Raw genomic sequence first — 25,529 nt, 5'->3', positions numbered from 1 at the left:
CTGCAGCTAATCCCCCGCCGTACGGTTCCGGGTTCTGCATGTCGAAGGCAGGCCAGGCGAGCTGAGCTGCGTGCATCCGCCCTGTCCGGCAGGCGAGCCTCGAAGGGCATGCCCGTGCGGCCAGCCAAGGCTCTGTTCCCGAAGTTACACCGTCACTCTGGCTTCGGGCACCATGCCGGTGGCGATGGCCAGGCGGTTCCAGCCGTTAATCGCATTCACCGCCATAATCACGGTGACGAACTCCGCTTCGTCCACATGCCGGCGGACGCGCTCGTAGAGCTCCTGCGGGACGCCGGCGTCGCCGATGCGCACGAGCGCTTCGGTCAGCTCGAGCACCACGCGTTCCTTCTCCGTGAAGAACGGCACCTCCCGCCAGACGGTGATGAGATGCACCCGCTGCTCGCTCTCGCCCATGGCGCGGAGCTCCCGGGTGTGCATATCGAGGCAGAAGGCACATCCGTTCATCTGCGAGGCGCGGATCTTGATCAGCTCATAGAGCGTGCGGTCCAGTCCGCTGCGGGAGATGAAGCCTTCCAGCTTCAGCATCGTCTGCATGGCTTCCGGGTTGACTTTCGTGTGATCGATACGGGGCTGCATCATGATTCAATTCCTCCATTTGAGGTCCGGCAGCGACTCTTCCAGCCTGCCGGCCTTTTTTGTATTTACACTAAGAAGACAACGGAGGATCGCCGTTTGTGACACGAAAACTGCAGCCCTTCGAAAAAAAGTTCGAAACGGTTAAGCCCATCGCGCTCCGGGGTAATAAACGGCTAAGGAATGATTGCCGCAGACTGCCCTTCGCCCGGTGCCCTGCCGAAGCCTGCTGCGCCCCCAAGCTTGTCGGGATTGCTGATCATATAGATCCGCCGGATGCCGCTTCCGCCGGTGTCCGGCACCACGGTGAACGCGAAGCGGGGCCGGCCTTCCTGCAGCAGCAGGATCCCCGGCTGGCCGGAGAGGCGGACCGGCAGCAGTTCGCCGGCGAGAGAGCCCTTCCGGGCGATGCCCTGGAAGAAGGCGTGAATCCGGCTGCGGCCGAGGATCGGGAAGAGCGCCGAGCGGACCCGGCCGCCGCCGTCGCTCACGAATACCGCATCCTCGCTGAGCAGCTCGAGCAGCGTCTCGTAGCGGCCGCTGGACGCGGCGCCGATGAACGCCTCCACGAGCGCTTCCGCCTGCGGGGACGGTCCGGCGGGCCCGGACCGCTCGGCGGCCCGGTCCAGCTTGCGCCGCGCCCGGGAGCAGAGCTGCCGGCAGCCGCTCTCCGTCCGTCCGAGCAGCTCGGCGAGCTCGCCGTAGCCGAGGTCCAGCGTCTCGCGCAGCACGAAGACCACGCGCTCGGGCGGGCTCAGCTCCTCGAGCAGCACGAGGAACGCGTAGGTGAAGGCCTCGCGGTCGAGTACCTGCCGCAGCGGGTCGCCGCTGCCTCCAGCCGGCTCGAACAGGGGCTCGGGCAGCCACGGGCCCGGATACGTCTCCCGGCGGCGGCGGGCGGACTTCAGCACGTTCAGGCAGCGGTTCGACAGCAGCCGGAGCAGGTATGCCTGCTCGCTGCGGAGTTCGTCCCAGGGCACGGCGGCGGTGCCGAGGGAGGCGAACAGGTCGTGCACCGCGTCTTCGGCTTCGGCGGCGGACCCGAGCATCCGGTATGCCGCCGTGAAGAGCAGCGGCCGGTATTGGCGGTACAGCCGGTCAAGATCCATAAAGTCATCCCTCCGTATGAAATGTAAGCTTTTGTAAATCATAGCATGGGAGGCTGGATCCGGGGAGCTCTTTTTGTTTTGTCATCGGGCGGATGCAGCGGTATACTTAAGTGATCCGGAAGCTCCAGGAAAAAAGCCCCAGAAGGAGCGGAAAGACGGGGCTGCCGGACCGGACGGCTTACACGTCCCGAGTACGGTAAACGGGCATTGACAATGCTAATGATAACGATTATCATTGAGAAAATGTCAGGTTATCGGAAAGCGGGGCACGGCGAAAGTGAAGAAGATCAGGTATTGCTGCAGAAACTTCAAGCAGGGAACGAAGGGTGTCTACCGCGCGCTCAAAGAAGAGCACAGCGGGCTCAAGCAGAAGAAGCGGGACTGTCTCGGACACTGCAAGCTGTGCTCCAAAGCGTGCTTTGCCGTCGTGGGCAAGTCGAAGAAGCTCATCTCCGCCTCTACGGCCGAGGGGCTGCAGAAGAAGCTGGAGAAAGCCATCGGCTGACCCGATCATCATGAATGCGAAAGGTGTGACAAGGGATGAATGAAGCATTGAGCCAGGCGCTGAACGATCAGATGAACTATGAGTTCTACTCCGCACAGGTCTATCTGGCGATGGCGGCCTACTGTTCCGGGGAAAGCCTGGACGGGTTCGCGAATTTCTTCATCGTGCAGGCGGAGGAAGAGCGGTTCCACGCTATGAAAATCTACAAGTTCCTGAACGACCGCGGCAAGCGCGTCACCGTGGCGGGAATGGAGAACCCGAACAACGAGTACGCCTCCGTGCTGGACGCTTTCCAGCATGGTTACAACCACGAGCAGATCGTAACGAAGAAATTCTACCATCTCTCCGACCTGGCGATGGATGACCGGGAGCATGCGACGATCAACTTCCTGAAGTGGTTCATCGACGAGCAGGTGGAGGAGGAAGCCCTGTTCGATTCGATCATCAACAAGCTGAAGCGCATCGACAAGGACAGCAACGCCTTCTTCATGATGGATGCCGAGTTCGCCCAGCGTTCGTTTACGCCGCCATCCGAGTAAGCCACGAAGTACACAGAGCGGTTTTCGTCAGCGGACGAAAGCCGTTTTTTTGTTGATTGAGGGTGCGAAAATATTTCTCCCGTTTGGTTCATGGCCCTGTAACTTTCCCTGCGCCGTTTCGTCTAAGAGGACAAATCAACGGACATCGAAGAAAACGGGGGAATCCACATGAGCAAAACCATCGTCATTGCCGCCTTGTGCCTTATGCTGGCCGCAGGAGCGGCAGGAACACAGCTGCCGGGCGGGGCACCGTCCGTGCCGGGGGCGCCTGCGCCGCAGGAGCCTAAGCCCGGCGTGGAGCCTGAGCGGCCGGAGCCCGCGGAGCAGGGCTTCTCGATCCGGCTGGAGGCGGATCCCCGCCTGCAGGCGCCGGTCCGCACGCTGGTGGCGCCGCGGAAGCAGACGTTCACGCTGACCTTCGCGGAAGCGATGGACCGCGCTTCCGTGGAGGCCGCGCTCCGGAAGAACGCCGAGCCGTCCGGGACGCAGCCGGGTATGGCACCGGACAGCGAGCCGGTCCGGGTGAAGCTCGCTTACCGCTGGCAGAGCGACCGGAAGCTGCAGCTCGAGGTGGAGGTGCTCTCCTGGAAGCCGGGTCCCTATCCGGTCTACGGATATCATGTGGACGCGAACGGGGCCAGGACGGCGGACGGCGGCGAGCTCCGCGGACAGCCGGTGTTCGAGACGGTGCTCCAATATCCGGCTTCGGTCTGGAAGGTACCGGTTGGCGGGGGGACGGTTGTGCGGACGGGTGAGCTGGCTGAACCGTATGCGTTCCACGGGCTTCAAGCGGGTTCACGGTACGTGCTGGCTGCGAAGACGACAGGCTACTGCGAATGCGATGCTCCTTTTCCCAGACTCTACTCCCTCTATGACCTCGACAAGGGCGTTATGACGGACCTTTCCTTCAGGCCCATGGCGAGCTACGAGGGGGCTGGCGATCTGTATGCGGATCCCCGCGGATTCTTCTATGGCGCCGATGCGGCGGACGCAGCGGCGAAGGAACTGCCGGAAGGTGCGTTGGCGAAGCGGGTCGCCGTCGGCGGATATGTGCACGGCAGCGGATGGAGCAAGGATGGAACGAAGGTTCTCTTGGCGGTAAGCTCGGCGAAGGAGCAGGACGAGAACCTGGATCTGGTGATCTATGATACAGTGAATCTGACCGTTCAGCGACTCCCCGGTGTATTGAAGGGCAGAGTCGAACACAGCCAGGTCAGCGATGACCGGATCCCGGTCACATTCCGTGACAATGGCAGTGAGGTGCGGACAGCTATGCGGGAGGACGAAGCCTTAACGGAGATCCCGTACGTTTACAGCTGGAGCACCGGGAAGGTGACGCAGTGGGACCCCCCGATGAAGGAAGCATACAGCTCCGACTACACCGAGACGGATGACGGCCGTTACCGCCTGTACCAGAACGGGGAAGTGTATACCCGGGAGGGCACGCTGAAGTTCCAGCCGCCGGTCCAAAGCTCCCTGAGCTTCTGGCTGGCAGGGTCGCACCGGGCTGTGCTGCAGGAGTATGTGGAGACAGGGTCCGGGGAACCGGTCACCTTCCACTACGAGCTCAAAACGTACGACGCGGATACGAACCGGACCTCCGGCGCTTTCGCGAAGCTGTCCGGCCAGTCTTCCCTCCTGGGAACGGATGCCCGGGGCGAAAGTGTCTATGTGGTATCGGCTGCGGCGCCCGAGCCATGGAAGTAAGCCCGGCCGGCACAGCACGGCCCTCCGACGAATAGAAGCACGCAGGGCTCCTCATCCTCCATTCGGACGGATGGGGGGCTTTTTGCGCTTTTTCCGGAGCCCCTCTCTTAGGGATAAAGGACTGGGAGGAAGCCGCGTTCAGCCCTGGCCCTGCCGGGAACGAGTGTCCCTTTTTCCCCAGCAGCATGCCTTTTCGAGCCGTCCCATGCCCCCTCAATGTATGTCTTCCGTGAAGCCGTCCATACTAAGGGAGATCTGCCATGTTCATCCTACCCAAGGAAAGAGGGGATCCCCATGACGGCTTCGCCCGCACGGCCACTGGTCATGCTGACCGTATTCATTGCATTTTGGACGTGGATGGCATTCTACCCGAAAGACCGCACGATCTGGATGCTCGAGAATGCGCTGGTCGTGATCACCGTTCCTCTGCTTGTGTTCACGTACCGCAGGTTCCGGTTCTCGGACGGGTCCTACTTCGTCTTGTTCTTGTTCCTCTGCATCCATACTTATGCAGCCCATTACACCTACCAGTTCACGCCGTTCGACGACTGGCTGAAGCGGATATATCCCGGCGCTGCCCGGAGCTATTTTGACCGGATCGTCCACTTCCTATTCGGCTTGCTGCTCGTGATCCCCGCCCGGGAGTTCTACATGCGCCGCAGCGGACAAAGAGGAGGCTGGTCTTATGCCGTGCCGGCCGCGATGATCGTCACCCTGAGCACGTTCTTCGAAGTGATTGAGATGGCTGTGGGACTGCTCGGCCAAGGCGCAGGCCAGGATTACGTGGGCATGCAGGGCGACGTCTTCGACAGCGAAAAGGATATGGCGCTCGCCGGTCTCGGTGCGCTGCTGACTCTCGGGATCATCGCCTGGCGCAGCCGCAAACGGACCAAGGCCTATGCGTCATAACGCCGGCCGGAGCAGGGGCCCGCAAGGCGCCTCTTGCAACCTGCTCGGGGATTGCATATAATGGTCAGTAATTCCATACCGTCCAAATGCAGCGACGGAGACAAGTACGCAGTGCTTCCTCACAGGGAGGCCGTGCCGGAGATTGAGAGCACGGTCCGTGGAATCAGGCTGCCGAAGTTCGCTCCCGAGCAGTCCTTTGAAACCGTTCGTCCCCATCGCGGGTGGGCGGCAAGTAGGAGGAACCGGTGCAAACCGTTATGTTCAATGAAGTGAGAAGTTTTTTTCTATGTCCGTTTCCCCCGTGCGGGAAGGGCTGGAGAAGCTTCTAACAAGGGTGGTACCACGACTGTTTCGTCCCTTACCTGGGGGAGGAGCAGTCTTTTTTGCGTTGAACGGACAGGGGCAGCAGTGCAGGTACAACCAATCCGAAGGAGGCAGGATGCGATGAAAGAACGGTTATTGGCGCTGAAGGAAGAAGCGCTGCGGGAGCTGGCGGGCGTGGAGAGCCCCCAGCAGCTCGGCGAGCTGCGCATCAAGTATATGGGCAAAAAGGGGCCGCTGACGGAGATTCTCCGCGGCATGGGCGCACTGAGCGCGGAAGAGCGTCCGGTGATCGGCCAGGTGGCTAACGAAGTGCGCGCGGCGATCGAGGAAGTGATCGAAGCGAAGCAGGCGGAGTACAATGCGGCCGAAACGCAGGCGCGCCTTGCGGCCGAGACGATCGACGTGACGCTGCCGGGCCGTCCGGCGGCACAGGGAGCGGTACACCCGATTTCCAAGGTCATCCAGGAGATCGAGGATATTTTCATCGGGATGGGCTACACGGTGGCCGAAGGCCCCGAGGTGGAGCAGGACTACTACAACTTCGAAGCCCTGAACCTGCCTAAGAACCACCCGGCGCGCGATATGCAGGATTCGTTCTATGTGACCGACGAGATCCTGATGCGGACCCATACGTCCCCGGTGCAGGTGCGCACGATGGAGAAGAAGAAGGGCGACGTGCCGGTGAAGATCATCTGCCCGGGCCGCGTGTACCGCCGCGACGATGACGATGCGACCCACTCCCATATGTTCACGCAGATCGAGGGGCTCGTTATCGACCGCAATATCCGTATGAGCGACCTGAAGGGCACCCTGCTGCAGTTCGTGCAGGAGCTGTTCGGCAAAGAGACCCAGATCCGCATGCGTCCAAGCTTCTTCCCGTTCACGGAGCCCAGCGCCGAAGTCGACGTAACGTGCGCGATGTGCCGCGGTGAAGGCTGCCGGGTATGCAAGCAGACGGGCTGGCTGGAAATCCTTGGTTCGGGCATGGTGCATCCGCGCGTGCTGGAGATGGCTGGCTACGATCCGGAGGAGTACAGCGGATTCGCGTTCGGCCTCGGCGTAGAGCGCGTCGCGATGCTGAAGTACGACATTGAAGACATCCGTCATTTCTATACGAACGACCTGCGGTTCCTGAAGCAGTTCGTGCATCTATAAAGAGAGGAGCGTGAGACGGCGATGAAAGTATCTTACCAGTGGCTGTCCCAATATGTGGACGTTAGCGGATTTACGGCCGGAGAGCTTGCGGAGAAGCTGACCCGCAGCGGCATCGAGGTCGATATCGTGGAGAATCGCAACAAAGGGGTTACCGAGGTGTACGCGGGCTATGTGAAGTCCCGTGAGAAGCACCCGGATGCCGACAAGCTCAGCGTCTGTATCGTGGATGTGGGCAAAGGGGAAGACCTGCAGATCGTGTGCGGGGCGAAGAACGTGGCGGCCGGACAAAAGGTGCCTGTAGCCGTCGTCGGTGCGAAGCTGCCGGACGGACTGGCGATCAAACGCGCGAAGCTGCGCGGCGTCGAGTCGCAGGGCATGATCTGTTCGGCGAAAGAGCTTGGCTTGAACGACAAGCTGCTGCCGAAGGAAATCCAGGAAGGCATCTTGGTGCTTCCGGAGGATACGGAGATCGGTGCAAGCATTCTGGATGTGCTGGCGATTAACGACGAGGTCATGGACCTCGACCTGACGCCGAACCGCTCCGACGCGCTCAGCATGCTCGGTGCAGCTTACGAGATCGGCGCGATCCTGGGCCGTGAAGTGAAGCTGCCGCAGGCGGAGCAGGGCGGTACGGGCGCCGTGCAGGCGGCCGAGCGCATCTCCGTCGAGATCACGGCAAAGGAGCAGTGCACGCACTATGCGGCGGCGCTGATCGAAGGCGTGAAGGTCGGTGTCTCCCCGCTCTGGATCCAGAACCGGCTCATGGCGGCGGGCATCCGTCCGATCAACAACATCGTCGACGTGACGAACTACGTCATGCTGGAGTACGGGCAGCCGCTGCACGCGTTCGACGCCGACAAGCTTGAGAACGGGCACATCGACGTCCGTCTGGCGAAGGCCGGCGAGAAGCTGGTGACCCTCGACGAGGTGGAGCGTACGCTCGAGCCGCATATGCTGCTGATCACCGACGGCGTGAAGCCGGTGGCGATCGCAGGCGTCATGGGCGGAGCGAACTCCGAGGTGACGGACGGCACGGTGCGCATCCTGCTCGAGTCGGCGAAGTTCGACGGGGGCACGGTCCGCAAGACGAGCCGCCAGCTCGGCCTGCGCTCCGAAGCGTCGCTGCGCTTCGAGAAGGAAGTCAATCCCGAAGCGGTCCTGCCGGCCCTGCACCGCGCTGCGTCGCTGATCGCGGAGCTCTCCGGCGGAACGGTGGCTTCCGGTGTGGTGGAAGCCCGTACGGCGGAGCACAAGCCCGTCGCAATCGAACTGACCGTGGGCCGCATTAACGGCTACCTCGGGACTTCTCTGACCGTGGAGGAAGTCAAGGAGATCTTCGCCCGTCTGAACTTCACCGTCGAGCCGCTGGAAGCCGACGGACTGCTCGTGCATGTGCCGAGCCGCCGGGGCGACATTACCCGTGCCGTCGACCTCATCGAAGAGGTGGCGCGCCTGCACGGCTACGACAACATCCCTACGACGCTGATGCACGGCGTGACGACGCCGGGCGCCCTGACGAAGGAGCAGAGCATCCGCCGATTGACCCGCACGCTGCTGACCGGCAGCGGCCTGCACGAGGCGATTACGTATTCGTTCACGCATCCGGATCAGATCGCGGCTTACCCTGGCGCGTATGGCGAAGCGCAGCCGGTGAAGCTGGCGATGCCGATGAGCGAGGACCGCAGCGTGCTGCGTACGAGCCTGATCCCTCACCTGCTGGACGTGGCGGTCTACAACCGCAACCGGAACCAGGACGACGTGGCCGTCTTCGAGATGGGCCGGGTCTTCGTCTCGAACGAAGCGGAACTCCGTTCCCTGCCGCAGGAGAAGCTGCTGCTGGCGGCCCTGCTGACCGGCAAGCGCAGCGAGCTGCACTGGACGGGCAAGCCGGGCGTCGTCGACTTCTACGACCTGAAGGGCGTGCTCGAAGGGCTGCTTTCTTACCTGGGCATTGACGCGAAGTATGTGCCGGCGCAGCCGAAGGGCTTCCACCCGGGCCGCACCGCCGAGATTGCGGTGGAGCGGGACGGCATTCGCAAGGTGGTCGGTGTGATCGGTCAGCTGCATCCGGAGCTTCAGCAGCAGAAGGACCTCTCCGACACCTATGTGCTCGAAGTGGAGCTGGAGACCTTGGCGGAGCTCGTAGACGACTCCTTCACCTACAAGCCGCTGCCGCGTTTCCCTGCGATCTCCCGGGATACAGCTGTTGTTGTGGACCGTACGGTGGCTGTCGGCGACCTCGTCGCCAAAGCGCAGGAGACGGCTGGCGGACTGCTGGAATCGATCCAGGTGTTCGATATCTACACGGGCGAACGCCTGGGCGAGAACAAGAAGAGCGTAGCGATTTCCCTCGTCTACCGGACGCCGGAGCGCACGCTGACCGACGAGGAAGTAAGCGAGCTGCACGGGCGTGTCGTAGCCTCGCTGGAAGAGGCCTTCGGGGCCGAACTTCGCAAGTAGGACGCGGCATCCCGGCCATGCAGCGGCCTTAGAAAGTTCGACAAAAGGTTAAGAGGTACAGCAGGAAAAGCGATTCTCCGTATCGAATGTTTTAGGATACGGAGAATTTTTTTTGTTTTGCGCGAAAGGGGAGCAACTTTAGTGAGCGGTGAAGAGAAAGTTCGAATGACCGTCGACATCTATGGCACCCAGTATAAGCTGGTTTCGAGGTCTACGCCTTCATATATAAAAAAAGTCGTTGAGGTTGTGAACGACCAAATGCACCGGATCGCTTCGGGGAGCCCGAGGCTCGATCTCCCGAAAATCGCGGTGCTCGCCGCCGTCAATATGGCGGACGAATGGACACGCATGTCTCAGGAGCTCGAAGGGGCGGCCGATAAGATGCGGCAGCTGGAGATGGCCCAGCGGGAGCTGACGGTGCTGCGGGACAAGCATGCAGCTGCCCAGCAGGAGCTCGTGCAGTCGCAGGACCGCCTTGCGGAGCTGACGGCTGAGCACGAGAATCTGCAGCTCGAGAAGGAGCTGGCTGCGGAGGAGACGGCGGAGCTGCGCACGGAGCTCAGCGGCCTGCAGGAGCGCAGGGCGGCACTGGAGGCCGAGCTGGCGGAAGGCCGGGAGCGGCTGACGGGCCAGCTCGAGCTGACCGGGGACCTGGAGCGCCAGCTCTCGAATGCGCTGGAGAAGCTGCGCGAGACGCAGAGCCTGCATGCCCAGGATGCGGCGGAGGCCGAGCGGCTCGGTAAGCGTGTACAGGAGCTCGAAGAGGAGGTAAGCGGGCTGGAGCTCCGCGGCGTGGAGCTGGCGGAAGAGCGGGACGCATTACATAACCGGATCGCGGGGCTTGAAGCCCGGCTCGCGGAGCGGGCCGAGGCCGAGCAGGCCGTACGGGAGCAGCTGGCGGCACAGGAGGCACGCGCTGCCGGACTGGAGGAGTCGCTGCGGGCCGGCGAGTTGGAACGGGAAGAGCTCACGGGGCGTCTTGCGGCACGTGAGGCCCAGTATGCGGAGCTGAGCGAGCAGCTCGATTCCATGCAGGAGCAGCTGACCGCCCAGCAGCAGGAAGTGGAGCTGCAGGTGGCGCTGTACAACGAGCTGCTTGAGCAGAGCGGTGCACGTGAGGGCGAACTGCAGCGTCAGCTGCAGGAAGAGCGGGAGCGTCTGCAGCGGGAGGCTTCGGAGGCGGCAGCGGTGCTGCGCGGAGAGATCGACGCGGCGCTGCAGCAGGCTGCGGCGGCCCAGAGCCAGCTTGCCGAGCGGGAGCTTGAGCTGCAGCTGGAGCTCGAAGCGCTCGAAGAGGCGCGCCGGGAGCAGGCGGAAGCGGCGGCGGCCCGGCTGGCGGAGCGCGAAGCGGAGCTGGAGGCCGAGCTCGAGGGCCTGAGGCAGGCCCGGCGCGAGCAGGCCGAGGCGGCAGCGGTGCAGCTGGCCGAGCGCGAGGCGGAGCTGCGAGGGGAGCTGGAGCTGCTCGAGGAGCTGGGCCGGGAGCAGGCGGCGGAAGCGGAGGCGAGGCTGGCGGCGCGCGAGGCGGAGCTGCGAGGCGAGCTGGAGCTGCTTGCGCAGCGCGGACGCGAGCAGGCGGTGGAAGCAGAGGCGAAGCTGGCGGCGCGTGAAGCGGAGCTGCGAGGCGAGCTGGAAGCTTTGGAGCAGCGCGGACGTGAGCAGGCTGCGGAAGCGGAAGCGAGGCTGGCGGCGCGCGAGGCGGAGCTGCTGGAGGCGCTGGCTGAGGTGCAGCAGGCGGGCCGGCAGCGGGCTGCGGAGGCGGAAGCGAGGCTGGCGGAGCGCGAGACGGAGCTGCGAGGCGAGCTGGAGCTGCTCGAGCAGCTTAGCCGTGAGCAGGCGGCGGAAGCGGAGGCGAAGCTGGCGGCGCGCGAGGCGGAGCTGCGAGGCGAGCTGGAGGCTTTGGAGCAGCGCGGACGTGAGCAGGCAGCGGAAGCGGAAGCGAGGCTGGCGGCGCGTGAAGCGGATCTGCGAGGCGAGCTGGAGGCTTTGGAGCAGCGCGGACGCGAGCAGGCTGCTGAGGCTGATGCCCGGCTGGCGCAGCGCGAAGAAGAGCTGCGTGCGGAGCAGGCGGAGCTGGACCGGCTGTGGCAGGAGCAGCTGGCGGAGCGTGAGGCTCAGCTGCGGGCCGAGCTGGAGCGGCTGGCCCATCGTGGAAGCGAGCAGGCAGCGGAAGCGGCAGCGAGGCTGGCCGCACGCGAAGCGGAGCTGCGAGGCGAGCTGGAGGCGCTTCAGCAGATGGTGCGGGAGCAGGCGGAAGCGGCAGCAGCAAGACTGGCGCAGCGGGAAGCGGAGCTGCTGGAAGAGCAGCGCGAGCTGGAAGCGCTGTGGCAGGAGCAGCTGGACGCGCGCGAGTCGGAGCTGCAGCGTGAGCTGGAAGCGCTGCGGCAGGCCGGACGCGAGCAGGCCGAAGCGGCCGATGCCCGGCTGGTGGCACGCGAGGCCGAGCTGCAGGAGGCGCTGGCTGCCGTGCAGCAGGCCGGACGGGAGCGTGCGGCGGAAGCCGAAGCGCGGCTCGTGCAGCGTGAGGCGGAGCTGCTGGAAGAACAGCGCGGGCTGGAAGCGCTGTGGCAGGAGCAGCTGGAGGAAGTGCAGGCCCAGCTGACGGAGCGGGAAGCGGAGCTCGAGCGGAAGCTCGGCGCGCTGGAGCGGGTCCGCCAGGAGCAGGCGGAAACCTCCGCAGCCCGGGTAGCCGAGCTGCAGCGGCAGCTCGAAGCGCTGGAGCTGACCTCGCAGGAATTTGAAGAGGCACGTGCGGCCAAGCTGCTGGAACGGGAGGCCGAACTGCGCAGGGAGCAGGAAGAGCTCGAACGGCAGTGGCGCGATCGGCTGGAGGGTGCAGAGGCCCGGCTGGCTCAGCGCGAAGCGGAGCTGCAGGAGGAGCTCTCCCGCCTGAAGCAGCAGCACGAGGCGCTGGAAGCGGTGCGTCTGGCCGAAGCGGAAGCGGCGGCAGCCCGGCTTGCCGAGCGGGAGTCCCAGCTGCTGGGCGAGCAGCAGGGACTTGAAGAGCTCTGGCAGGAGCAGGCGGCGGAAGCGGAAGCGCTGGCGGCCGAACGGGCGGCGGCTCTCCTCGAACTGGAAGCGCACCGCGAGGCGGACCGTTCCGCACGCGAAGCGCTGGAGCTGCAGCTGAAGCAGCAGGAAGAACGGAGCAGGCAGCTCGAAGAAGAGCTTGCGCGCCTCGGCGCCCGTCACCGGGAGCAGGAGGAAGAGCTTCTGCTGCAGCAGGAGCTGTATCAGGAGCTGGAAGCCGAGCTGGAAGCGCAGCGCAGTCGGGGAGCGGAAGAGAGCGCCGCGGTAGAGGAGCGGTATGCGGCGGAGCTGGCCCGCGCCAGAGAGGCGGCGGAAGCGGAAGCCGCCCGTGCGGCGGGGCTGCAGCGTGAGGTAGAGCAGCTGCAGAGCGGCTATGCCGACGAGCTCAGCGCCCTGCAGTCGAAGGCGCAGTCGGAAGAGGCACGGCAGCGGGAGCAGCTGGAAGCCCTGGAACGCATCGCAGCGGGCCAGGCGGAAGAGCAGGAGCTCCTGCGCAGCCGGGCGGCCGAGCTCGAAGCCGAGCTGGAACAGCGGTCCGAAGCCGAGCGTGCCGCACTGGAACAGCTGGCCGCCAGACAGGCGCGCGAAGCGGAGCTGCAGCAGGAGCTCGAAGCACGCGAGCAGCGCAGCCGGCAGCTGGAGGACCAGCTCTCCCAGCAGCAGGCTTATAACCTGCAGCTGCAGGAGGGCAGCGCCCAGTGGCAGCGGCGCAGCGAAGCGCAGGCCGCCCAGGTCGACGAGCTGCGGGGCAAGGTGCATGAGCAGCAGGAGGAGATCGAAGTGCAGCAGGAGCTTTATGACGAGCTCCAGGAGCTGCATGACCGGCTCGCCGAGCAGCTGAGCGCCAAGGAAGCGCAGGCCCGGCAGGAAGCGGAAGCTCTGGCCGCCCGGGAAGCGGAGCTGGAGGAGCTGCGCCAGGCCCGGGAAGCATCGGAGGAGCTGGGCCGGGCGCTTCAGGAGCAGTGTGCGGCTCTCGAACTGCAGCAGAGCGGCATCCTGGAGGAGCGAGGCCGGCTGGAGGAGCGCATCGGCGTACAGGAGGCGCGCATTGCCGAACTGGAAGCCCAGGCGGCCGCCGCCGGCTCGCTCCGGGAGGAGCTTGAGCTTCAGGTGGAGCTGTACAACGAGCTGCAGGATCAGCTGAACGCCCAGGTGCAGCAGTACAAAACGCTGCAGGCGGAGTATGAGACGCAGCAGGAGAAGGCGGAGCAGGTGTTCCATGAGCTGAAGCTGCTCCAGATCGAGTACGAGAAGCTGCAGAACGAATATAACGAGTGGATCGAGCTCGTAGAGAAGGATTAGCGATGCCGGCACCATTGGCTTTGTGGAACGGGCTCGATTGGGCGCTGCTGGTGATTGCGGCGGCGGGAGCGGCACTGGGGTTCTCCCGGGGCATCGTGGGACAGCTGGTCTCGGTAACGGGATTTGTCCTCGGCTGCCTGGCCGCCTTCACCTTCTACGACGAGACCGCCCCGTTCGTCCGCGGCGTGCTGGCGCTGGCGGGCATGGAAGCCTGGCAGAGCCCGTCCGGCCTGCTGGCGCCGGGGAGCAGGCTGGAGACGTACGTCTGCAATGCGCTGGCCTTCGGCCTCCTGCTCTTCGGCGTGAAGCTCGCCTGCAGCATTGCCGGACGGATGCTCGGCTGGCTTGCGGCGGTGCCTGGGCTCAAGCAGCTCAACCAGCTCAGCGGTGCGCTGCTGGGTCTGGCGGAAGCGGGCCTGCTCCTCATCCTGGCCCTGCATGTCATGACCGTGACGCCGGCCGAGCCGGTCCAGCGGCTGGTGAAGACGTCGGTGACGGCTCCCTATATTCTGGAGCAGATGCCGGCGCTGACCGGGCACCTGCGGGAGCTGTGGGAGCGCAGCCGGCAGGAAGAACGCCGTGCCGCCGCCGTCCGGCGGACCGGGTAGCTTGAAGCAGGACCTTTCGTTTCGGCGAAGGGTCCTTTTTACTCCGTCTTCGATCCGTACCATCCGGAGTCTTCCAACTGTTATAGTGTTATATGTACGCAAACCCATGCCGGCGTGCATGCTAAGGAGACCACATTACCGCCGGAGGTGCCCCATGCATATCGAATTGACGCGCAAAAGCGCGGTAGCTCTGACGGGGCAGATCGTCCAGTCCTTCCGGGACCGCATCGATTCCGGGCTGCTGAGGCCGGGGGAGAAGCTGCCTTCCGTAAGGAACCTGTCCGCTTTCCTGAAGATCAGCCAGGTGACGGTGAGCAAGGCCTACAGTGAGCTGGAAGAGAAGGGATACATCGCGTGCACGCAGGGGAGGGGCTGCTTCGTGGCCGTACCGCCCGAGGAAGCGCCGGCCGCCCGGCCGAATCCCGAAGACTGGCAGCTGGCGCTGCCCGATTATCTGCCTAGGGCCCAGCTGTGGAGGCATTACAACGAGGGGGAGGGCATGTACCGCTTCAATACGGCGGCCATTCAGCCGGCACTGCTGCCCTCCGCGGAGATCGGGAGGAATATCCAGCGGCTGATCGCGGAAGACCCTGCCCTGCTTGGTACGTACGGCCCCTTCCAGGGGGACGGCGGACTGCTCCGGGCCCTGGCACGCTACCTGGCGGAGCGGGGCATCGCTGCAGGTCCGGAGGAGCTGCTCGTGACCAGCGGATCGCAGCAGGGAATTGACCTGGCCGCCCGCACCTTCGTGGGGCCGGGAGATACGGTGTATATGGAGGCGCCCACATATACGGGGGCGATCGATGTCTTCGCGAGCCGCGGAGCGAAGATCCTGACGGTGCCGGTGGATGCCGAAGGCATGCGGACGGACCTGCTGACCCGGCTCTGCGACACCCACCCGCCGAAGGTGATCTACACGATCCCGACCTTCCATAACCCCACGGGAGTGACGATGAGCATGCGGCGCCGGCAGGAGCTGCTCGAGATTGCCCGGAGCTACCGGTGCCTGATTATCGAGGATGATCCGTTCAGCGACCTCTATTATGGCGAAGCGCCGCCCCGTTCGCTGAAGTCCATGGACCGGGAGGGGCACGTCATCTACCTCAAAAGCTTCAGCAAGGTGCTGTCCCCCGGGTGCCGGGTGGCCTGCGCAGCGGCCTCGGGCGGGCTGATCTCCAGACTGACCGCCGCGAAGGCCACGGCGGACCTGGGTTCGCCGCTCCTGCCGCAGAAAGCGGTCGAGCCGCTGCTGGCCCGGAGGCGCTATGACACGTATATGAGCGGCCTCCGGGACGCGATGGCGGCCCGGTGCCGGCTGGTGACCGGGCTGCTCAAGGCCCATGCGCCGTCCTCCGTATCCTGGAGCGATCCGGCAGGCGGCCTGAACCTGTGGCTGACGCTCCCTGCCTGGGTGGACAGCAGCACGGTCTACAGGGAAGCGCTGAAGAGGAGCATCGTGCTGCTGCCCGGCGCGGCCTGCTATGCGGCCGAACCGCAGAGGAATCATCTGCGCCTGTCCTTCACCCAGATGGATGAGGAGGAGCTCCGCGAGGGAACGATGCGGCTCTGCCGCGTGCTGCATGACTGCCTTGCGCGGGAGAAGGCGGGCCCTCCCTCCAAGCCTGTCTTCTAATAGAGGCTGGTCGGGCTCCCCCCCAGCATTCCATACAGCCGTTATCCGCGGCAAAAAAACACCTCCGCCTGCCGGACATCATCTGTCCGGTGCGCGGAGGTGTGGTTCAAATATAAAAATTTATTTCTCGCCGGAGCTCGATCCTGTCATCTTATATTGCTTATAAACGTGCATCTTCCTTAAAAGGACGATGCACGTTTATCTTGGTTGGGCGGGCTGCACCGCAGGCCTAGGCCCGCTCGATGCGGTAGCGGGTCGTGCGTTCGCCGTGCGAGCCGCCGGCCAGCACCAGCCGCGAGGAGAAGCGGCTGCCGTCCGGAGCGGCCAGCGCGACAATCTCGGGAGCGACGAGGAAGGGGTCCCGGCCTGTGGCGTGCATCTCGGTCTTGATCGTGCCGGGATCGTAGAGATTGGCGATGATCCCGAAGCCGCTCTCTTCTTCGGCGGTCGTGCGGGTCAGCGATTCCAGTCCGGCCTTGGACGCGGCATAGGCCGCGAAGCCGCCCGCCCCGTTGGCCGCAAGCGAGGAAGTGATGCTTACGATCCGCCCGCTCTGCTGACGGCGCATGACGGGGATTACCTCACGGGTCATCAGGAACGCCCCGGTCAGGTTGACTCCAATCTGCTCGTTCCACTCGGCGAGGGAAGTGTCGGCCACGCGTCCGGCTTCGAACACGGCGGCGTTGTTGATCAGCGCATCGATCCGGCCGTAGGTCTCGAGAGCGGTCGCGACAAGCCTGCGCACGTCCTCCTCCCGGCTGATATCGGCCCGCAGGGCGAGCGCGCGGCCGCCGGCTTCGCGGATTTCCGCCGCAGCCGCCTCCACCTTGCCCGCGCGCCGGCCGCAGAGCACGACGTTCGCGCCTTCGGCAGCAAGACCGAGGGCGACAGCCCGGCCGAGACCTGAGCCCGCTCCCGTGACGATGACCGTCCAGCCGTCCCATTTCCGTTCATTCCCCATGATTCCTACCGCCTTTTCCGTATTTTATGGTTGTTCCTATCGTACCAGAACAAGGCGGGGCCGTGAAATCACGTTTTCTGATGGATCGCATAAGAAAAGGTTGGAGCAGATCAAACAGCCCTGCCTGCTCCCGGGGAGCGGACAGGGCCGGTGTCATCTCCCGCCCATGCCCTGATGGACTGCGGGGGAGGTACTCTTACCATGCTGATGATCAGCGGAATAAACCATTCGCACGGTAAAGAGGTTTCAGCGGATCTTATCGTAACAGAAGGTTTATTCCACGATCAGCTTGGCGGTCATCATCGCATGGCCGGGACCGCAGGGCAGGGAGCAGAGGATGTCGTAGGTGCCGGGCTTATCAGGCTTGATCGTGACCGTTTTCTTTTGGTTGCTCAATTCGACGTTCAGATCTTTGATGGCTACGGCATGCAGACCCTGCTTGTTCTGCAGCGAGAAGGTGACCTCTTCGCCCGCCTTCACCTTATATTCCTTCTGGTCGAACGCATAGTTCGTAGCAATCAGCTTGACCTGCTGGCCGGAGCCCGCCGCCGCTTCGGGAGCCGCTTCCGGGGTCGTCGCCGGCTTGGCGCCGCACGCCGAGAATACGAGCAGCATGCCGGCGGCTGCGGCTATTGTCAACAATGTCTTCATGGTAAAGTACGCCCCTTTGTATGGAACTGGTGTGGAAATATGCGGAATATGCCGTACTTCCTCACCATACTCTTTTTCGGGGGCTTTGGCTGTGTCGGGCAGGTGACACTCTGTTGAATATTGTTTGACAAAGGGGACTGGAGAATTTTCCATGTGAACCGCTGACGATTCCTACCCTTCGTCACCTCCCGGAAATTAAAAAATCAGCCGCTGGCAAGGTCCGGCGGCTGATTCTTGCGGCTGCACGCTCCTCAGCGCGAACTGCTTCGCTCGAATGGAGTCTTCACCGGAATGAAGAGATCAATGATCCCGATGACGAGGGCGGCCAGGATGGCACCGATGATGCTTGTCGACATACCGCCTACAATGAACTGTGCGCCCCAGATGACGAGCGCGCTTGTAATGAAGCCCACGATCCCGCGGCCGAACGGCGTGATTTTGCGTCCGAAGATGCCTTCGATCACCCAGGCGGCAACAGCGATCACCAGTGCGAGGAAGAAGGCACTCCAGAATCCGCCGATGGTGAACCCGGGGACAATCCAGCTTACGACCAGCAGCATGAAGGCGGAAACGATAAATCTGACGAGATGACCCAGCAAATGCATCGTTCTACTCCTCCTTGGCTTCCTTGCGGCGTATTTGTCAACCTTGGCAAAGGTGCACAAGGGTAGGTTTCCCCTCCGAGCGGCAGGTTAGCATGGGAAACCTTGGGGAATCCATTAGCTTTACCTCCGCGGGTTGGATATAATAAATGAAGGGGTTTTTCCCCAGGCGTCGTATGTGTATGAACGTCTCCAAACAGGCGAAAGGCAGGACCACAACCAACCAATGAACAAGAACTCATCATATAGTCAAAAAATACTGGCCACGCTGGATTTCCACGCGGTGCTTGAGCGCTGCGCGGCGCATGCCAGCACCTCGCTCGGGAAAAGCCGGGTTGAGGAGCTGGAGCCGAGCGGTTCGTTCGACGAAGTGAAGCGCCGCCTGCAGGCGACGGACGAAGCGGTGAATGTCGAACGGCTGAAGGGCGGAGCCCCGTTCGGCGGCATCCGTGACATCCGCCCCGCGCTGCACCGCGCCCGCATCGGCGGGATGCTGAACCCGGCGGAGCTGCTCGATATCGCGCTGACGAGCCAGGGAGGCCGCCGGCTGCAGCGGTTCCTGGAGAGCATCAACGAAGATTACCCGGTGCCTCTGCTCGTCGAGTCGACGGAGCCGATGACCGATCATAAAGCGCTGGAGGACCGCATCCGCCAGTGTATCGACGAGAATGCACATGTCGTGGACTCGGCGAGCCCGGAGCTTGCCAGGATCCGCTCGGAGCTGCGCGGCAGCGAATCGAAGGCGCGGGAACGGCTCGAGCAGATGGTCCGCACCCCGTCCATCCAGAAGATGCTGCAGGATAACCTGGTGACGATCCGTAACGACCGATATGTCATTCCGGTGAAACAGGAGTACCGGAGCCACTTCGGCGGCATGATCCATGACCAGTCGGCCTCCGGGGCGACGCTGTTCATCGAGCCGGAAGCGGTGGTCCAGATGAACAACCGCGTGAGGGAGCTCAAGCTCAAGGAAGAAGCTGAAGTCGAGAAGATTCTCCGCATGCTCTCCGCGCTGGTGGCGGAAGCGGCCGATCTCCTCGTTGTGAATGTGGAGATCCTGGGCGAGCTTGATTTTATCTTCGCCAAAGCGGGTCTGGCCCGGACAATGAAAGCCACCCTGCCGCTGCTTAATGACCGCGGCTTCATCAAGCTGAAGCGCGGCCGGCATCCGCTGATCGCCTCCGAGAATGTCGTGCCGCTGGATGTGGAGCTCGGCGGCAAATATTCGTCGATCATCGTCACCGGTCCGAATACCGGGGGCAAGACCGTATCCCTGAAGACGATCGGTCTCCTCTCGCTCATGGCGATGTCCGGGATGTTCGTCCCGGCGGAGGAGGGCAGCCAGCTCTGCGTCTTCGACGCGATCTATGCGGATATCGGCGATGAGCAAAGCATTGAACAGAACCTCAGTACGTTCTCGAGCCACATGACGAACATCATCCGCATTCTCCGGGAGATGACCCCGAAGAGTCTGGTGCTGCTCGATGAGCTCGGGGCGGGAACCGACCCGGCCGAAGGCTCGGCGCTCGCGATCTCGATCCTGGACTACATGCACCGCATGGGCTGCCGCATCGTGGCCACGACGCACTACACGGAGCTGAAGGCTTATGCCTACGACCGGCAGGGCGTCATCAATGCGAGCATGGAGTTCGACGTGCAGACGCTGCGGCCGACCTACCGGCTGCTCGTGGGCGTGCCGGGCCGAAGCAACGCGTTTGCGATCGCCGAGCGCCTCGGCCTGTCGCGGTCGATCATCGAGAACGCCCGCGGCCAGGTGGGCGAGGAGGAGCAGCGCGTCGAGTCGATGATCGCAACGCTCGAGCAGAACACGATCCAGGCGGAAGCCGAGCGGGCGACGGCCCAGGAGCTGCGCCGCGAGGTCGAGACGCTCCGGGAGAAGCTGAACGCCGAACGGCACCGGTTCGAGGAGCAGCGCGACAAGCTGCTTGAGAAGGCCGAGCGCGAGGGCCGCGAAGCGGTGGCGAAGGCGCGCCGGGAAGCCGAGGAGGTTATCGCGGAGCTGCGGAGGCTGCAGCGCGAAGAGGCCGGCGGCGTCAAGGACCACAAGCTCAGCGAGCTGAAGAAGAAGCTTAACGATGCCGCGCCGGAGCTGCGCTCGAAGCAGGTGAGCCAGCTGCCGAAGAAGAAGCCCGAGACGATCGGTCCCGGCGACGAGGTGCTCGTGACGAATCTCGGCCAGCGCGGCCATGTCGTGGATGTCGTGAATGCCCAGGAGTACACCGTGCAGCTCGGCATCCTGAAGATGAAGGTGAACAAGGCCGATCTCGAGCTCGTGAAGCAGGCGCCCCAGAAGAAGGCGGAGCCGCCCAAGGCGACGTCCTCCCTCAAGCGTACCCGCGACGAGAATGCCAAGATGGAGCTCGATCTGCGCGGGGCGAACGTGGAAGAGGCGATGATCGAGGTGGACCGGTTCCTCGACGAGTCGTACCTCGCGAACTTCGGCCAGGTGTACATTATTCACGGCAAGGGCACCGGCGTGCTGCGCGCCGGCATCCAGGAATATCTTCGCAAGCACAAGCACGTGAAGAGCTACCGTATGGGCAATTATAATGAGGGCGGCGCCGGAGTGACGGTGGCGGAGCTGAAGTAGAGCCTCCCATCTCTTGCCCCCTGCAAGGGCCGTTTCCACAGCATCCGCCCGGCATGAACACCTTTTTGAAACGATGACCCGTCCGTACTCGTAATGAGCCATAGATACCCCGTCGTGTTTCTTGAACCCGCAAAAGTGATTAATACAAGTAAAACTTGCAAATCAGGGAGGGCTCAGGCAATGGGAATTTTCAAAAGGTTTCGCGATCTGACGATGGCAGCCATCAATGACATGCTCGACAAAGCGGAAGACCCGGTGAAGATGCTGAACCAGTTCCTTCGGGATATGGAAGCGGATATTCAGGAGGCGGAGATTGCCGTCGCCAAGCAGATTGCCATCGAGAAGAAGTTCAAGGCCCAGTACGAGGAAGCCGAGGAAATGGTGCAGAAGCGGGAGCAGCAGGCGGTCAAGGCGCTGGAGGCCGGCAACGAGGATCTGGCGCGCCGCGCGCTGCAGGACAAGAAGGAGCACCAGACCCGCTTCGACGAGATGAAGAAGCAGTACGAAACGGCCAAGGGCAACGCCGACCGGCTGCGGGCCCAGCTTGCCGAGATGAAAGACGAGTTCGGCAAGATGAAGAACAAGAAGGACCTGCTCGTTGCCCGGGCGGAAGCCGCCAGAGCACAGAAGCACATCAACCAGGCGATGTCGGGCTTCGGCACGGACAACGCGGCGAAGGGCTTCGACCGCATGAGCGAGAAGGTGCTGCAGCTCGAAGCCGAGGCGGAAGCGAGCAATGAGCTTCGTTCGAAGGACCGCACGCTCGATGACGAGCTCAGCGCCCTCGGCAAGGATGACGGTGTGGAGGACGAACTGGCGGCCCTGAAGGCGAAGATCGCTTCCAAGAACCAGCCGTAAATCACGGCAGGGGAGACCGGAGACTGGAGGAGTCTATTCCTTCAGTCTCTTCGGCTGTTAAGGCAGGAAGATCAATCGTAGGGCGAAAGGGCGGGTGAATACGGTCCATGAACGAACAAATGGATTGGATGATGGGCAATCCTTACGTGGAGACGCTTGCTTATTTCTCGGTGGCCGTCTTGGCGCTGATCGTGTTCCTGGCGGTATTCGAGCTGGTCACGAAGTATAAGGATTGGGAGGAAATCAAGAACGGCAATGTGGCCGTGGCCATGGCGACCGGAGGCAAAATCTTCGGGATCTGCAACCTGTTCCGGTTTGCGATCCTGAACAACGATTCGATTCTGGCTTCGCTCGTGTGGGCCGGCTACGGCTTCGTGCTGCTGCTCGCGGCTTATTTTATCTTCGAATTCCTGACGCCTTACTTCAAGATTGACGAGCAGATCAAGAATGACAACCGGGCCGTGGGCCTGATCTCGATGATGATATCCATATCGCTGTCTTATGTCATCGGAGCCTGCGTCACCTAATGGATCGGCCTGCGGAGCGGGCAAGGGAGGGTAGTTTGGCAGGTGAAGTATTTATGGGGTACATTGTTAGCGCTTGCGCTTGTTTTTTTCGGCGTAGGCGTATACTATTTTATTAATCATGCCTGAATTCAGGCATGATGCGTCCGCGGCTGTGGGAGCCGTCCAAGGAGGAATGACGATTGTCGCAAAGTAATGACGTGATCTGCCCGTGGTGCCAGACGGAGATCGTATGGGATCCGGAGATCGGACCGGAGGAATCCTGTCCGCACTGCTTCAATGAGCTTGGGGAGTACCGGAGCATTAACCTCAAGGTCAAAGGAACCGGCCAGCATATCATGTTCGATGATGAAGAAGATGAAGATTTCGGACTCTTGGACGAAGATGCGGAAGCTATGGATGATTATGAGGAAGGCGTACAGAGTGTGCTCGATACGCAGGAGATCGCCCCCGAATGCTCCTCGTGCCGAAGCTTCATGCTGAAGGTCGGCACGCAGCCCGCACCGGCGGGATTCCAGCCGTTCATTCACGAAGTGCTGGCGAAGCCGCTGGTGGCTGCGTCGTTCACGCTGGACCTGTATACGTGTCCTTCGTGCTTCAAGCTCGAGCAGCATCTGTCCGAAGCGGACCGGCTGGCCATGATCGAACAGCTGAAGGGCAGCGCGAAAGCATAGATGAGAAGAAACCGGAGCGCGGCTGCGCCTCCGGTTTCTTTTTTGTGTTCAATTTGGGGGAAGGACTCATGGAATTTGCCGGATAGGGAAGCTTAACTAGACACAGGCACCACATTCCATTTCATAGGTGAGAGCATGCATTCCGGTTCGAGACATTTTCCCCATGAATGGGTAAAAAGCCCCTCCGCACCCGCTGTGATGAAATACCCGGCGTGGCAGGGGGTTCCCCGCACGGAGAAGGGAGACCCCGCAGGGGGAGGCGCTCCGAAACGCAAGGGCCGAAGCGCGCCGCTCGAAGCGCAGGCGAAGCTCCTTCTGACGGTGAACGGGCTGTTCGCCGCCGCCAATGCCCTGTCGGGGACGTTCGTCAACGTTTACTTGTGGAAATCCAAGGGTGACTTCTCGCTCATCGGCTGGTTCACCCTCGTGACTCATCTGACGATGGCCCTCACGTTCTGGATCGCCGGCAAGTGGGTCAAGGAGCATAACAAAATGAACTGCCTGAGGGCCGGCGTAGCGGTCGCTGCGCTGTTCTATACCCTCGTCCTCTGGTTCGGAGACCGGGCCGCCGACTGGTTCGTGCCGCTGGGCATGGTGATCGGCATGTCGTCGGGCCTCTTCTGGATCGCCTTCAATGTCGTCTATTTCGAGGTGACGGGGCCCGATACCCGGGACAAATTCAACGGCTGGGCGGGACTGGTCGGCTCCTTCATCGGCATGGTGGCCCCCTGGATCTCGGGCTTCCTCATCGTCCGCCTTCAGGCCGCGCAGGGGTACCGGCTGATCTTTACCCTGTCGCTGGCGGTGTTCCTGGTGGGCGTCATCGTGTCGTTCTTCCTCAAGAAGCGCAAGTCCTCGGGGACGTACGAATGGTTCCTGACCTGGCGCTGTCTGCGGAAGGACGCGGCCTGGAGGACGATCGGGCTCGCGTTGATGGCGCAAGGCGCGCGCGAAGGCGTCTTCGGCTTCATGATCGCCCTGCTCGTCTTTGTCCATACGGGCAGCGAGATGAGCCTCGGCAACTTCTCGCTGGTAACCTCCGCCGTCGCCCTGCTGAGCTTCCTTGTGGCGGGCCGGCTGCTGAAGCCGGGTTCCCGCCGCAAGGCCATGCTGATCGGCGCGGCGATGCTCGTGCTGATCATCCTGCCCTTCTTCTGGCGCGTGAACTTCACCACGCTGCTCATCTTCGGGATCGGCGCGGCGATCTTCTACCCGCTCTACGGGATTCCGATGACGTCCATCGTGTTCGACCGGATCGGCAGCGACGAGGAGAGCGCGAAGCGGAGGGAAGAGTATATCGTGCTGCGCGAGCTCGCCCTGAACGGCGGCCGTCTGCTCGGGACCACTGTCTTCATCGTTGTCGTGAGCCTGACCCAGTCGCCGGCCGCCCTCAATTGGCTGCTGCTGGCCCTCGGCAGCTCGCCGCTGCTGGCCTGGTATTGGATGAGCAAGGCAAGCAAGGCGGGTCAAGTGAGGAAGACGGCGTAAGCCTTGCGTTGATCGGAGACGGATCGTCACCCCCAAGGGGAGGCGGTCCGTTTTTGGGCTGTACCTCCGGAAGAGATCAGCTTGACAATCCCGGGCGGAATACTACAATGAGGGGGAAAGCAGCAGCCAGAGAAAAGGCAGGCCCGGCAGGCGGGCTGGATATAGAGGAGGCGTGATGGCCATGGGGACCAAGAGCAGGAGAATGGTGAACAGCATTACGGAGCTGATCGGGGATACGCCGGCGGTGCGGATCTCGCGGCTGCTTGGCGGCGATGCCGCCGAGCTGTACGTGAAGCTGGAGTATTTCAATCCGAGCGGCAGCGTCAAGGACCGGGCGGCCTATAATCTGATCGCCCAGGCGGAGAAGGACGGCCGGCTGCTGCCCGGGGCGACGATCATCGAGCCGACGAGCGGGAACACGGGCATCGGCCTCGCCATGAACGCGGCGGCCAAGGGGTACAAGGCAATTCTCGTCATGCCGGATAACATGACGAAGGAGAGGATCAACCTGCTCAAGGCCTACGGCGCGGAAGTCGTGCTGACGCCGGCGGCGGAGCGGATGCCGGGGGCAATCCGACGCGCGAAGGAGCTGCAGGCACAGATCCCGAACGCCTTCATCCCGCAGCAGTTCGAGAATCCGGCGAATCCGGATATCCACCGGGAGACGACCGCGCTGGAGATTATCGAGCAGATGGAAGGGCGGCTCGATGCCTTCGTCGCCTCCTCGGGGACGGGCGGCACGATCACGGGAACCGGCGAAGTGCTTCGGGAGAAGCTGCCGGGCATCCTGATCTCCGTGGTGGAGCCGAAGGGCTCGCCCGTCCTCTCGGGCGGACAGCCGGGCCCCCACAAGCTGGTCGGCACAAGCCCCGGCTTCGTTCCGCCGATCCTGAACACGGAGGTGTACGACGAGATCGTTCAGGTATCGGATGAAGATGCGCTGCAGACGACGCGGGAGCTGGCGCGGCAGGAGGGCATCCTCGTGGGGCCTTCGGCCGGTGCCACCGTGTGGACGGGCATGCAGGTGGCGCGGAAGCTCGGTCCGGGCAAGCGCGTGCTGTGCATTGCGCCGGATACGGGAGAGCGCTACCTGAGCATGGATATTTTTGTGTAAGACGGGGGGCGGTTCCCCGAAGAAGGGGCGCGTTCGCTGCCGGCCCCATAAGAAGATGGGCCTGCCCGAACAGGGGCAGGCCTCTATCTTTTGGGGGAACATAGGCAAGCAGAGCCGAATAAGAATAGGAGAGTAAGCGGCGGGTGGTTACCGGGATGAACAGGCTGCGGGATG

Annotated in this window: 20 protein-coding genes; 15 read left to right on the top strand and 5 right to left on the bottom strand. The window is 63.0% G+C overall.

What is annotated here, in order from left to right; all coding sequences use genetic code 11:
• Positions 1-144 precede the first annotated feature (144 nt).
• Both PM3016_RS31505 and PM3016_RS31500 read right to left on the bottom strand, forming a co-directional pair.
• On the bottom strand, positions 145-600 hold the full coding sequence (locus PM3016_RS31505) for a carboxymuconolactone decarboxylase family protein (RefSeq protein WP_014372182.1): 456 nt from the start codon (positions 598-600) through the stop codon (positions 145-147).
• A 170-nt stretch (positions 601-770) separates the two neighbouring features.
• Positions 771-1,703 (bottom strand): sigma-70 family RNA polymerase sigma factor, encoded by a 933-nt coding sequence (locus PM3016_RS31500; RefSeq protein WP_014372181.1) that lies wholly within the window; start codon positions 1,701-1,703, stop codon positions 771-773.
• Between the two features lie 277 nt (positions 1,704-1,980).
• On the opposite strand from PM3016_RS31500, the gene PM3016_RS31495 reads away from it, so the two are divergent.
• The 9 genes from PM3016_RS31495 (at position 1,981) to pdxR (ending at position 15,872) form a co-directional block, all read left to right on the top strand.
• A complete protein-coding gene (locus tag PM3016_RS31495) occupies positions 1,981-2,208 on the top strand; it encodes a DUF1450 domain-containing protein (RefSeq protein WP_013920485.1) in 228 nt (75 codons plus the stop codon).
• Between the two features lie 35 nt (positions 2,209-2,243).
• Complete coding sequence (locus PM3016_RS31490; protein ID WP_014372179.1) at positions 2,244-2,747, top strand: ferritin; 504 nt, start codon at positions 2,244-2,246, stop codon at positions 2,745-2,747.
• 168 nt (positions 2,748-2,915) lie between these two features.
• On the top strand, positions 2,916-4,454 hold the full coding sequence (locus PM3016_RS31485) for a hypothetical protein (RefSeq protein ID WP_014372178.1): 1,539 nt from the start codon (positions 2,916-2,918) through the stop codon (positions 4,452-4,454).
• 294 nt (positions 4,455-4,748) lie between these two features.
• Positions 4,749-5,363: a DUF2238 domain-containing protein gene (locus tag PM3016_RS31480; RefSeq protein ID WP_013920482.1), complete on the top strand. Its 615-nt coding sequence runs from the start codon at positions 4,749-4,751 to the stop codon at positions 5,361-5,363.
• 444 nt (positions 5,364-5,807) lie between these two features.
• Positions 5,808-6,842, top strand: a complete 1,035-nt coding sequence (pheS, locus tag PM3016_RS31475) for a phenylalanine--tRNA ligase subunit alpha (RefSeq protein ID WP_014372177.1) — start codon at positions 5,808-5,810, stop codon at positions 6,840-6,842.
• A 21-nt stretch (positions 6,843-6,863) separates the two neighbouring features.
• Complete coding sequence (pheT, locus tag PM3016_RS31470; protein ID WP_014372176.1) at positions 6,864-9,302, top strand: phenylalanine--tRNA ligase subunit beta; 2,439 nt, start codon at positions 6,864-6,866, stop codon at positions 9,300-9,302.
• Between the two features lie 165 nt (positions 9,303-9,467).
• Positions 9,468-13,631, top strand: coding sequence for a hypothetical protein (locus PM3016_RS31465; RefSeq protein ID WP_238540368.1), 4,164 nt, complete (start codon positions 9,468-9,470; stop codon positions 13,629-13,631).
• Between the two features lie 2 nt (positions 13,632-13,633).
• The gene (locus PM3016_RS31460) at positions 13,634-14,239 is read left to right on the top strand and encodes a CvpA family protein (RefSeq protein WP_013920477.1); all 606 of its coding nucleotides are present in this window, start codon (positions 13,634-13,636) and stop codon (positions 14,237-14,239) included.
• A 154-nt stretch (positions 14,240-14,393) separates the two neighbouring features.
• The gene (gene pdxR, locus PM3016_RS31455) at positions 14,394-15,872 is read left to right on the top strand and encodes a MocR-like pyridoxine biosynthesis transcription factor PdxR (RefSeq protein WP_014372174.1); all 1,479 of its coding nucleotides are present in this window, start codon (positions 14,394-14,396) and stop codon (positions 15,870-15,872) included.
• A gap of 229 nt (positions 15,873-16,101) precedes the next feature.
• Here the strand turns inward: pdxR and PM3016_RS31450 are convergent, their stop codons facing one another.
• From PM3016_RS31450 to PM3016_RS31440, 3 genes are all read right to left on the bottom strand, one after another.
• The gene (locus tag PM3016_RS31450) at positions 16,102-16,833 is read right to left on the bottom strand and encodes an SDR family NAD(P)-dependent oxidoreductase (protein WP_013920475.1); all 732 of its coding nucleotides are present in this window, start codon (positions 16,831-16,833) and stop codon (positions 16,102-16,104) included.
• Between the two features lie 273 nt (positions 16,834-17,106).
• Positions 17,107-17,484, bottom strand: a complete 378-nt coding sequence (locus PM3016_RS31445) for a cupredoxin domain-containing protein (protein ID WP_013920474.1) — start codon at positions 17,482-17,484, stop codon at positions 17,107-17,109.
• Between the two features lie 251 nt (positions 17,485-17,735).
• Positions 17,736-18,089 (bottom strand): phage holin family protein, encoded by a 354-nt coding sequence (locus PM3016_RS31440; RefSeq protein ID WP_013920473.1) that lies wholly within the window; start codon positions 18,087-18,089, stop codon positions 17,736-17,738.
• A gap of 223 nt (positions 18,090-18,312) precedes the next feature.
• On the opposite strand from PM3016_RS31440, the gene PM3016_RS31435 reads away from it, so the two are divergent.
• From PM3016_RS31435 to cysK, 6 genes are all read left to right on the top strand, one after another.
• On the top strand, positions 18,313-20,697 hold the full coding sequence (locus PM3016_RS31435) for an endonuclease MutS2 (protein ID WP_014372173.1): 2,385 nt from the start codon (positions 18,313-18,315) through the stop codon (positions 20,695-20,697).
• A 180-nt stretch (positions 20,698-20,877) separates the two neighbouring features.
• Positions 20,878-21,555, top strand: coding sequence for a PspA/IM30 family protein (locus PM3016_RS31430; RefSeq protein ID WP_013920471.1), 678 nt, complete (start codon positions 20,878-20,880; stop codon positions 21,553-21,555).
• A gap of 107 nt (positions 21,556-21,662) precedes the next feature.
• Positions 21,663-22,082 (top strand): DUF350 domain-containing protein, encoded by a 420-nt coding sequence (locus tag PM3016_RS31425; RefSeq protein ID WP_014372172.1) that lies wholly within the window; start codon positions 21,663-21,665, stop codon positions 22,080-22,082.
• Between the two features lie 179 nt (positions 22,083-22,261).
• Positions 22,262-22,753 (top strand): hypothetical protein, encoded by a 492-nt coding sequence (locus tag PM3016_RS31420; protein WP_013920469.1) that lies wholly within the window; start codon positions 22,262-22,264, stop codon positions 22,751-22,753.
• A 198-nt stretch (positions 22,754-22,951) separates the two neighbouring features.
• Complete coding sequence (locus tag PM3016_RS31415) at positions 22,952-24,241, top strand: MFS transporter (protein WP_013920468.1); 1,290 nt, start codon at positions 22,952-22,954, stop codon at positions 24,239-24,241.
• A 181-nt stretch (positions 24,242-24,422) separates the two neighbouring features.
• Entirely contained in the window at positions 24,423-25,355 is a 933-nt protein-coding gene (gene cysK / locus PM3016_RS31410; RefSeq protein WP_014372170.1) for a cysteine synthase A, read from the top strand.
• Positions 25,356-25,529: the final 174 nt, after the last annotated feature.

The sequence above is a fragment of the Paenibacillus mucilaginosus 3016 genome, assembly GCF_000250655.1.
GTDB classification, from domain to species: Bacteria; Bacillota; Bacilli; order Paenibacillales; family NBRC-103111; genus Paenibacillus_G; species Paenibacillus_G mucilaginosus.
Note: the sequence above shows the minus strand (reverse complement) of the source record. Positions and strands in the feature narration are given on the sequence as shown.

What these genes read in the sequence shown, in the direction of transcription:
- PM3016_RS31505 (WP_014372182.1), bottom strand. Translation starts at nt 600, where the DNA reads ATGATGCAGCCCCGTATCGATCACACGAAAGTCAACCCGGAAGCCATG.
- PM3016_RS31500 (WP_014372181.1), bottom strand. Translation starts at nt 1,703, where the DNA reads ATGGATCTTGACCGGCTGTACCGCCAATACCGGCCGCTGCTCTTCACG.
- PM3016_RS31490 (WP_014372179.1), top strand. Translation starts at nt 2,244, where the DNA reads ATGAATGAAGCATTGAGCCAGGCGCTGAACGATCAGATGAACTATGAG.
- PM3016_RS31485 (WP_014372178.1), top strand. Translation starts at nt 2,916, where the DNA reads ATGAGCAAAACCATCGTCATTGCCGCCTTGTGCCTTATGCTGGCCGCA.
- PM3016_RS31480 (WP_013920482.1), top strand. Translation starts at nt 4,749, where the DNA reads ATGACGGCTTCGCCCGCACGGCCACTGGTCATGCTGACCGTATTCATT.
- pheS (WP_014372177.1), top strand. Translation starts at nt 5,808, where the DNA reads ATGAAAGAACGGTTATTGGCGCTGAAGGAAGAAGCGCTGCGGGAGCTG.
- pheT (WP_014372176.1), top strand. Translation starts at nt 6,864, where the DNA reads ATGAAAGTATCTTACCAGTGGCTGTCCCAATATGTGGACGTTAGCGGA.
- PM3016_RS31465 (WP_238540368.1), top strand. Translation starts at nt 9,468, where the DNA reads ATGACCGTCGACATCTATGGCACCCAGTATAAGCTGGTTTCGAGGTCT.
- PM3016_RS31460 (WP_013920477.1), top strand. Translation starts at nt 13,634, where the DNA reads ATGCCGGCACCATTGGCTTTGTGGAACGGGCTCGATTGGGCGCTGCTG.
- pdxR (WP_014372174.1), top strand. Translation starts at nt 14,394, where the DNA reads ATGCATATCGAATTGACGCGCAAAAGCGCGGTAGCTCTGACGGGGCAG.
- PM3016_RS31450 (WP_013920475.1), bottom strand. Translation starts at nt 16,833, where the DNA reads ATGGGGAATGAACGGAAATGGGACGGCTGGACGGTCATCGTCACGGGA.
- PM3016_RS31445 (WP_013920474.1), bottom strand. Translation starts at nt 17,484, where the DNA reads ATGAAGACATTGTTGACAATAGCCGCAGCCGCCGGCATGCTGCTCGTA.
- PM3016_RS31440 (WP_013920473.1), bottom strand. Translation starts at nt 18,089, where the DNA reads ATGCATTTGCTGGGTCATCTCGTCAGATTTATCGTTTCCGCCTTCATG.
- PM3016_RS31435 (WP_014372173.1), top strand. Translation starts at nt 18,313, where the DNA reads ATGAACAAGAACTCATCATATAGTCAAAAAATACTGGCCACGCTGGAT.
- PM3016_RS31430 (WP_013920471.1), top strand. Translation starts at nt 20,878, where the DNA reads ATGGGAATTTTCAAAAGGTTTCGCGATCTGACGATGGCAGCCATCAAT.
- PM3016_RS31425 (WP_014372172.1), top strand. Translation starts at nt 21,663, where the DNA reads ATGAACGAACAAATGGATTGGATGATGGGCAATCCTTACGTGGAGACG.
- PM3016_RS31415 (WP_013920468.1), top strand. Translation starts at nt 22,952, where the DNA reads ATGAAATACCCGGCGTGGCAGGGGGTTCCCCGCACGGAGAAGGGAGAC.
- cysK (WP_014372170.1), top strand. Translation starts at nt 24,423, where the DNA reads ATGGGGACCAAGAGCAGGAGAATGGTGAACAGCATTACGGAGCTGATC.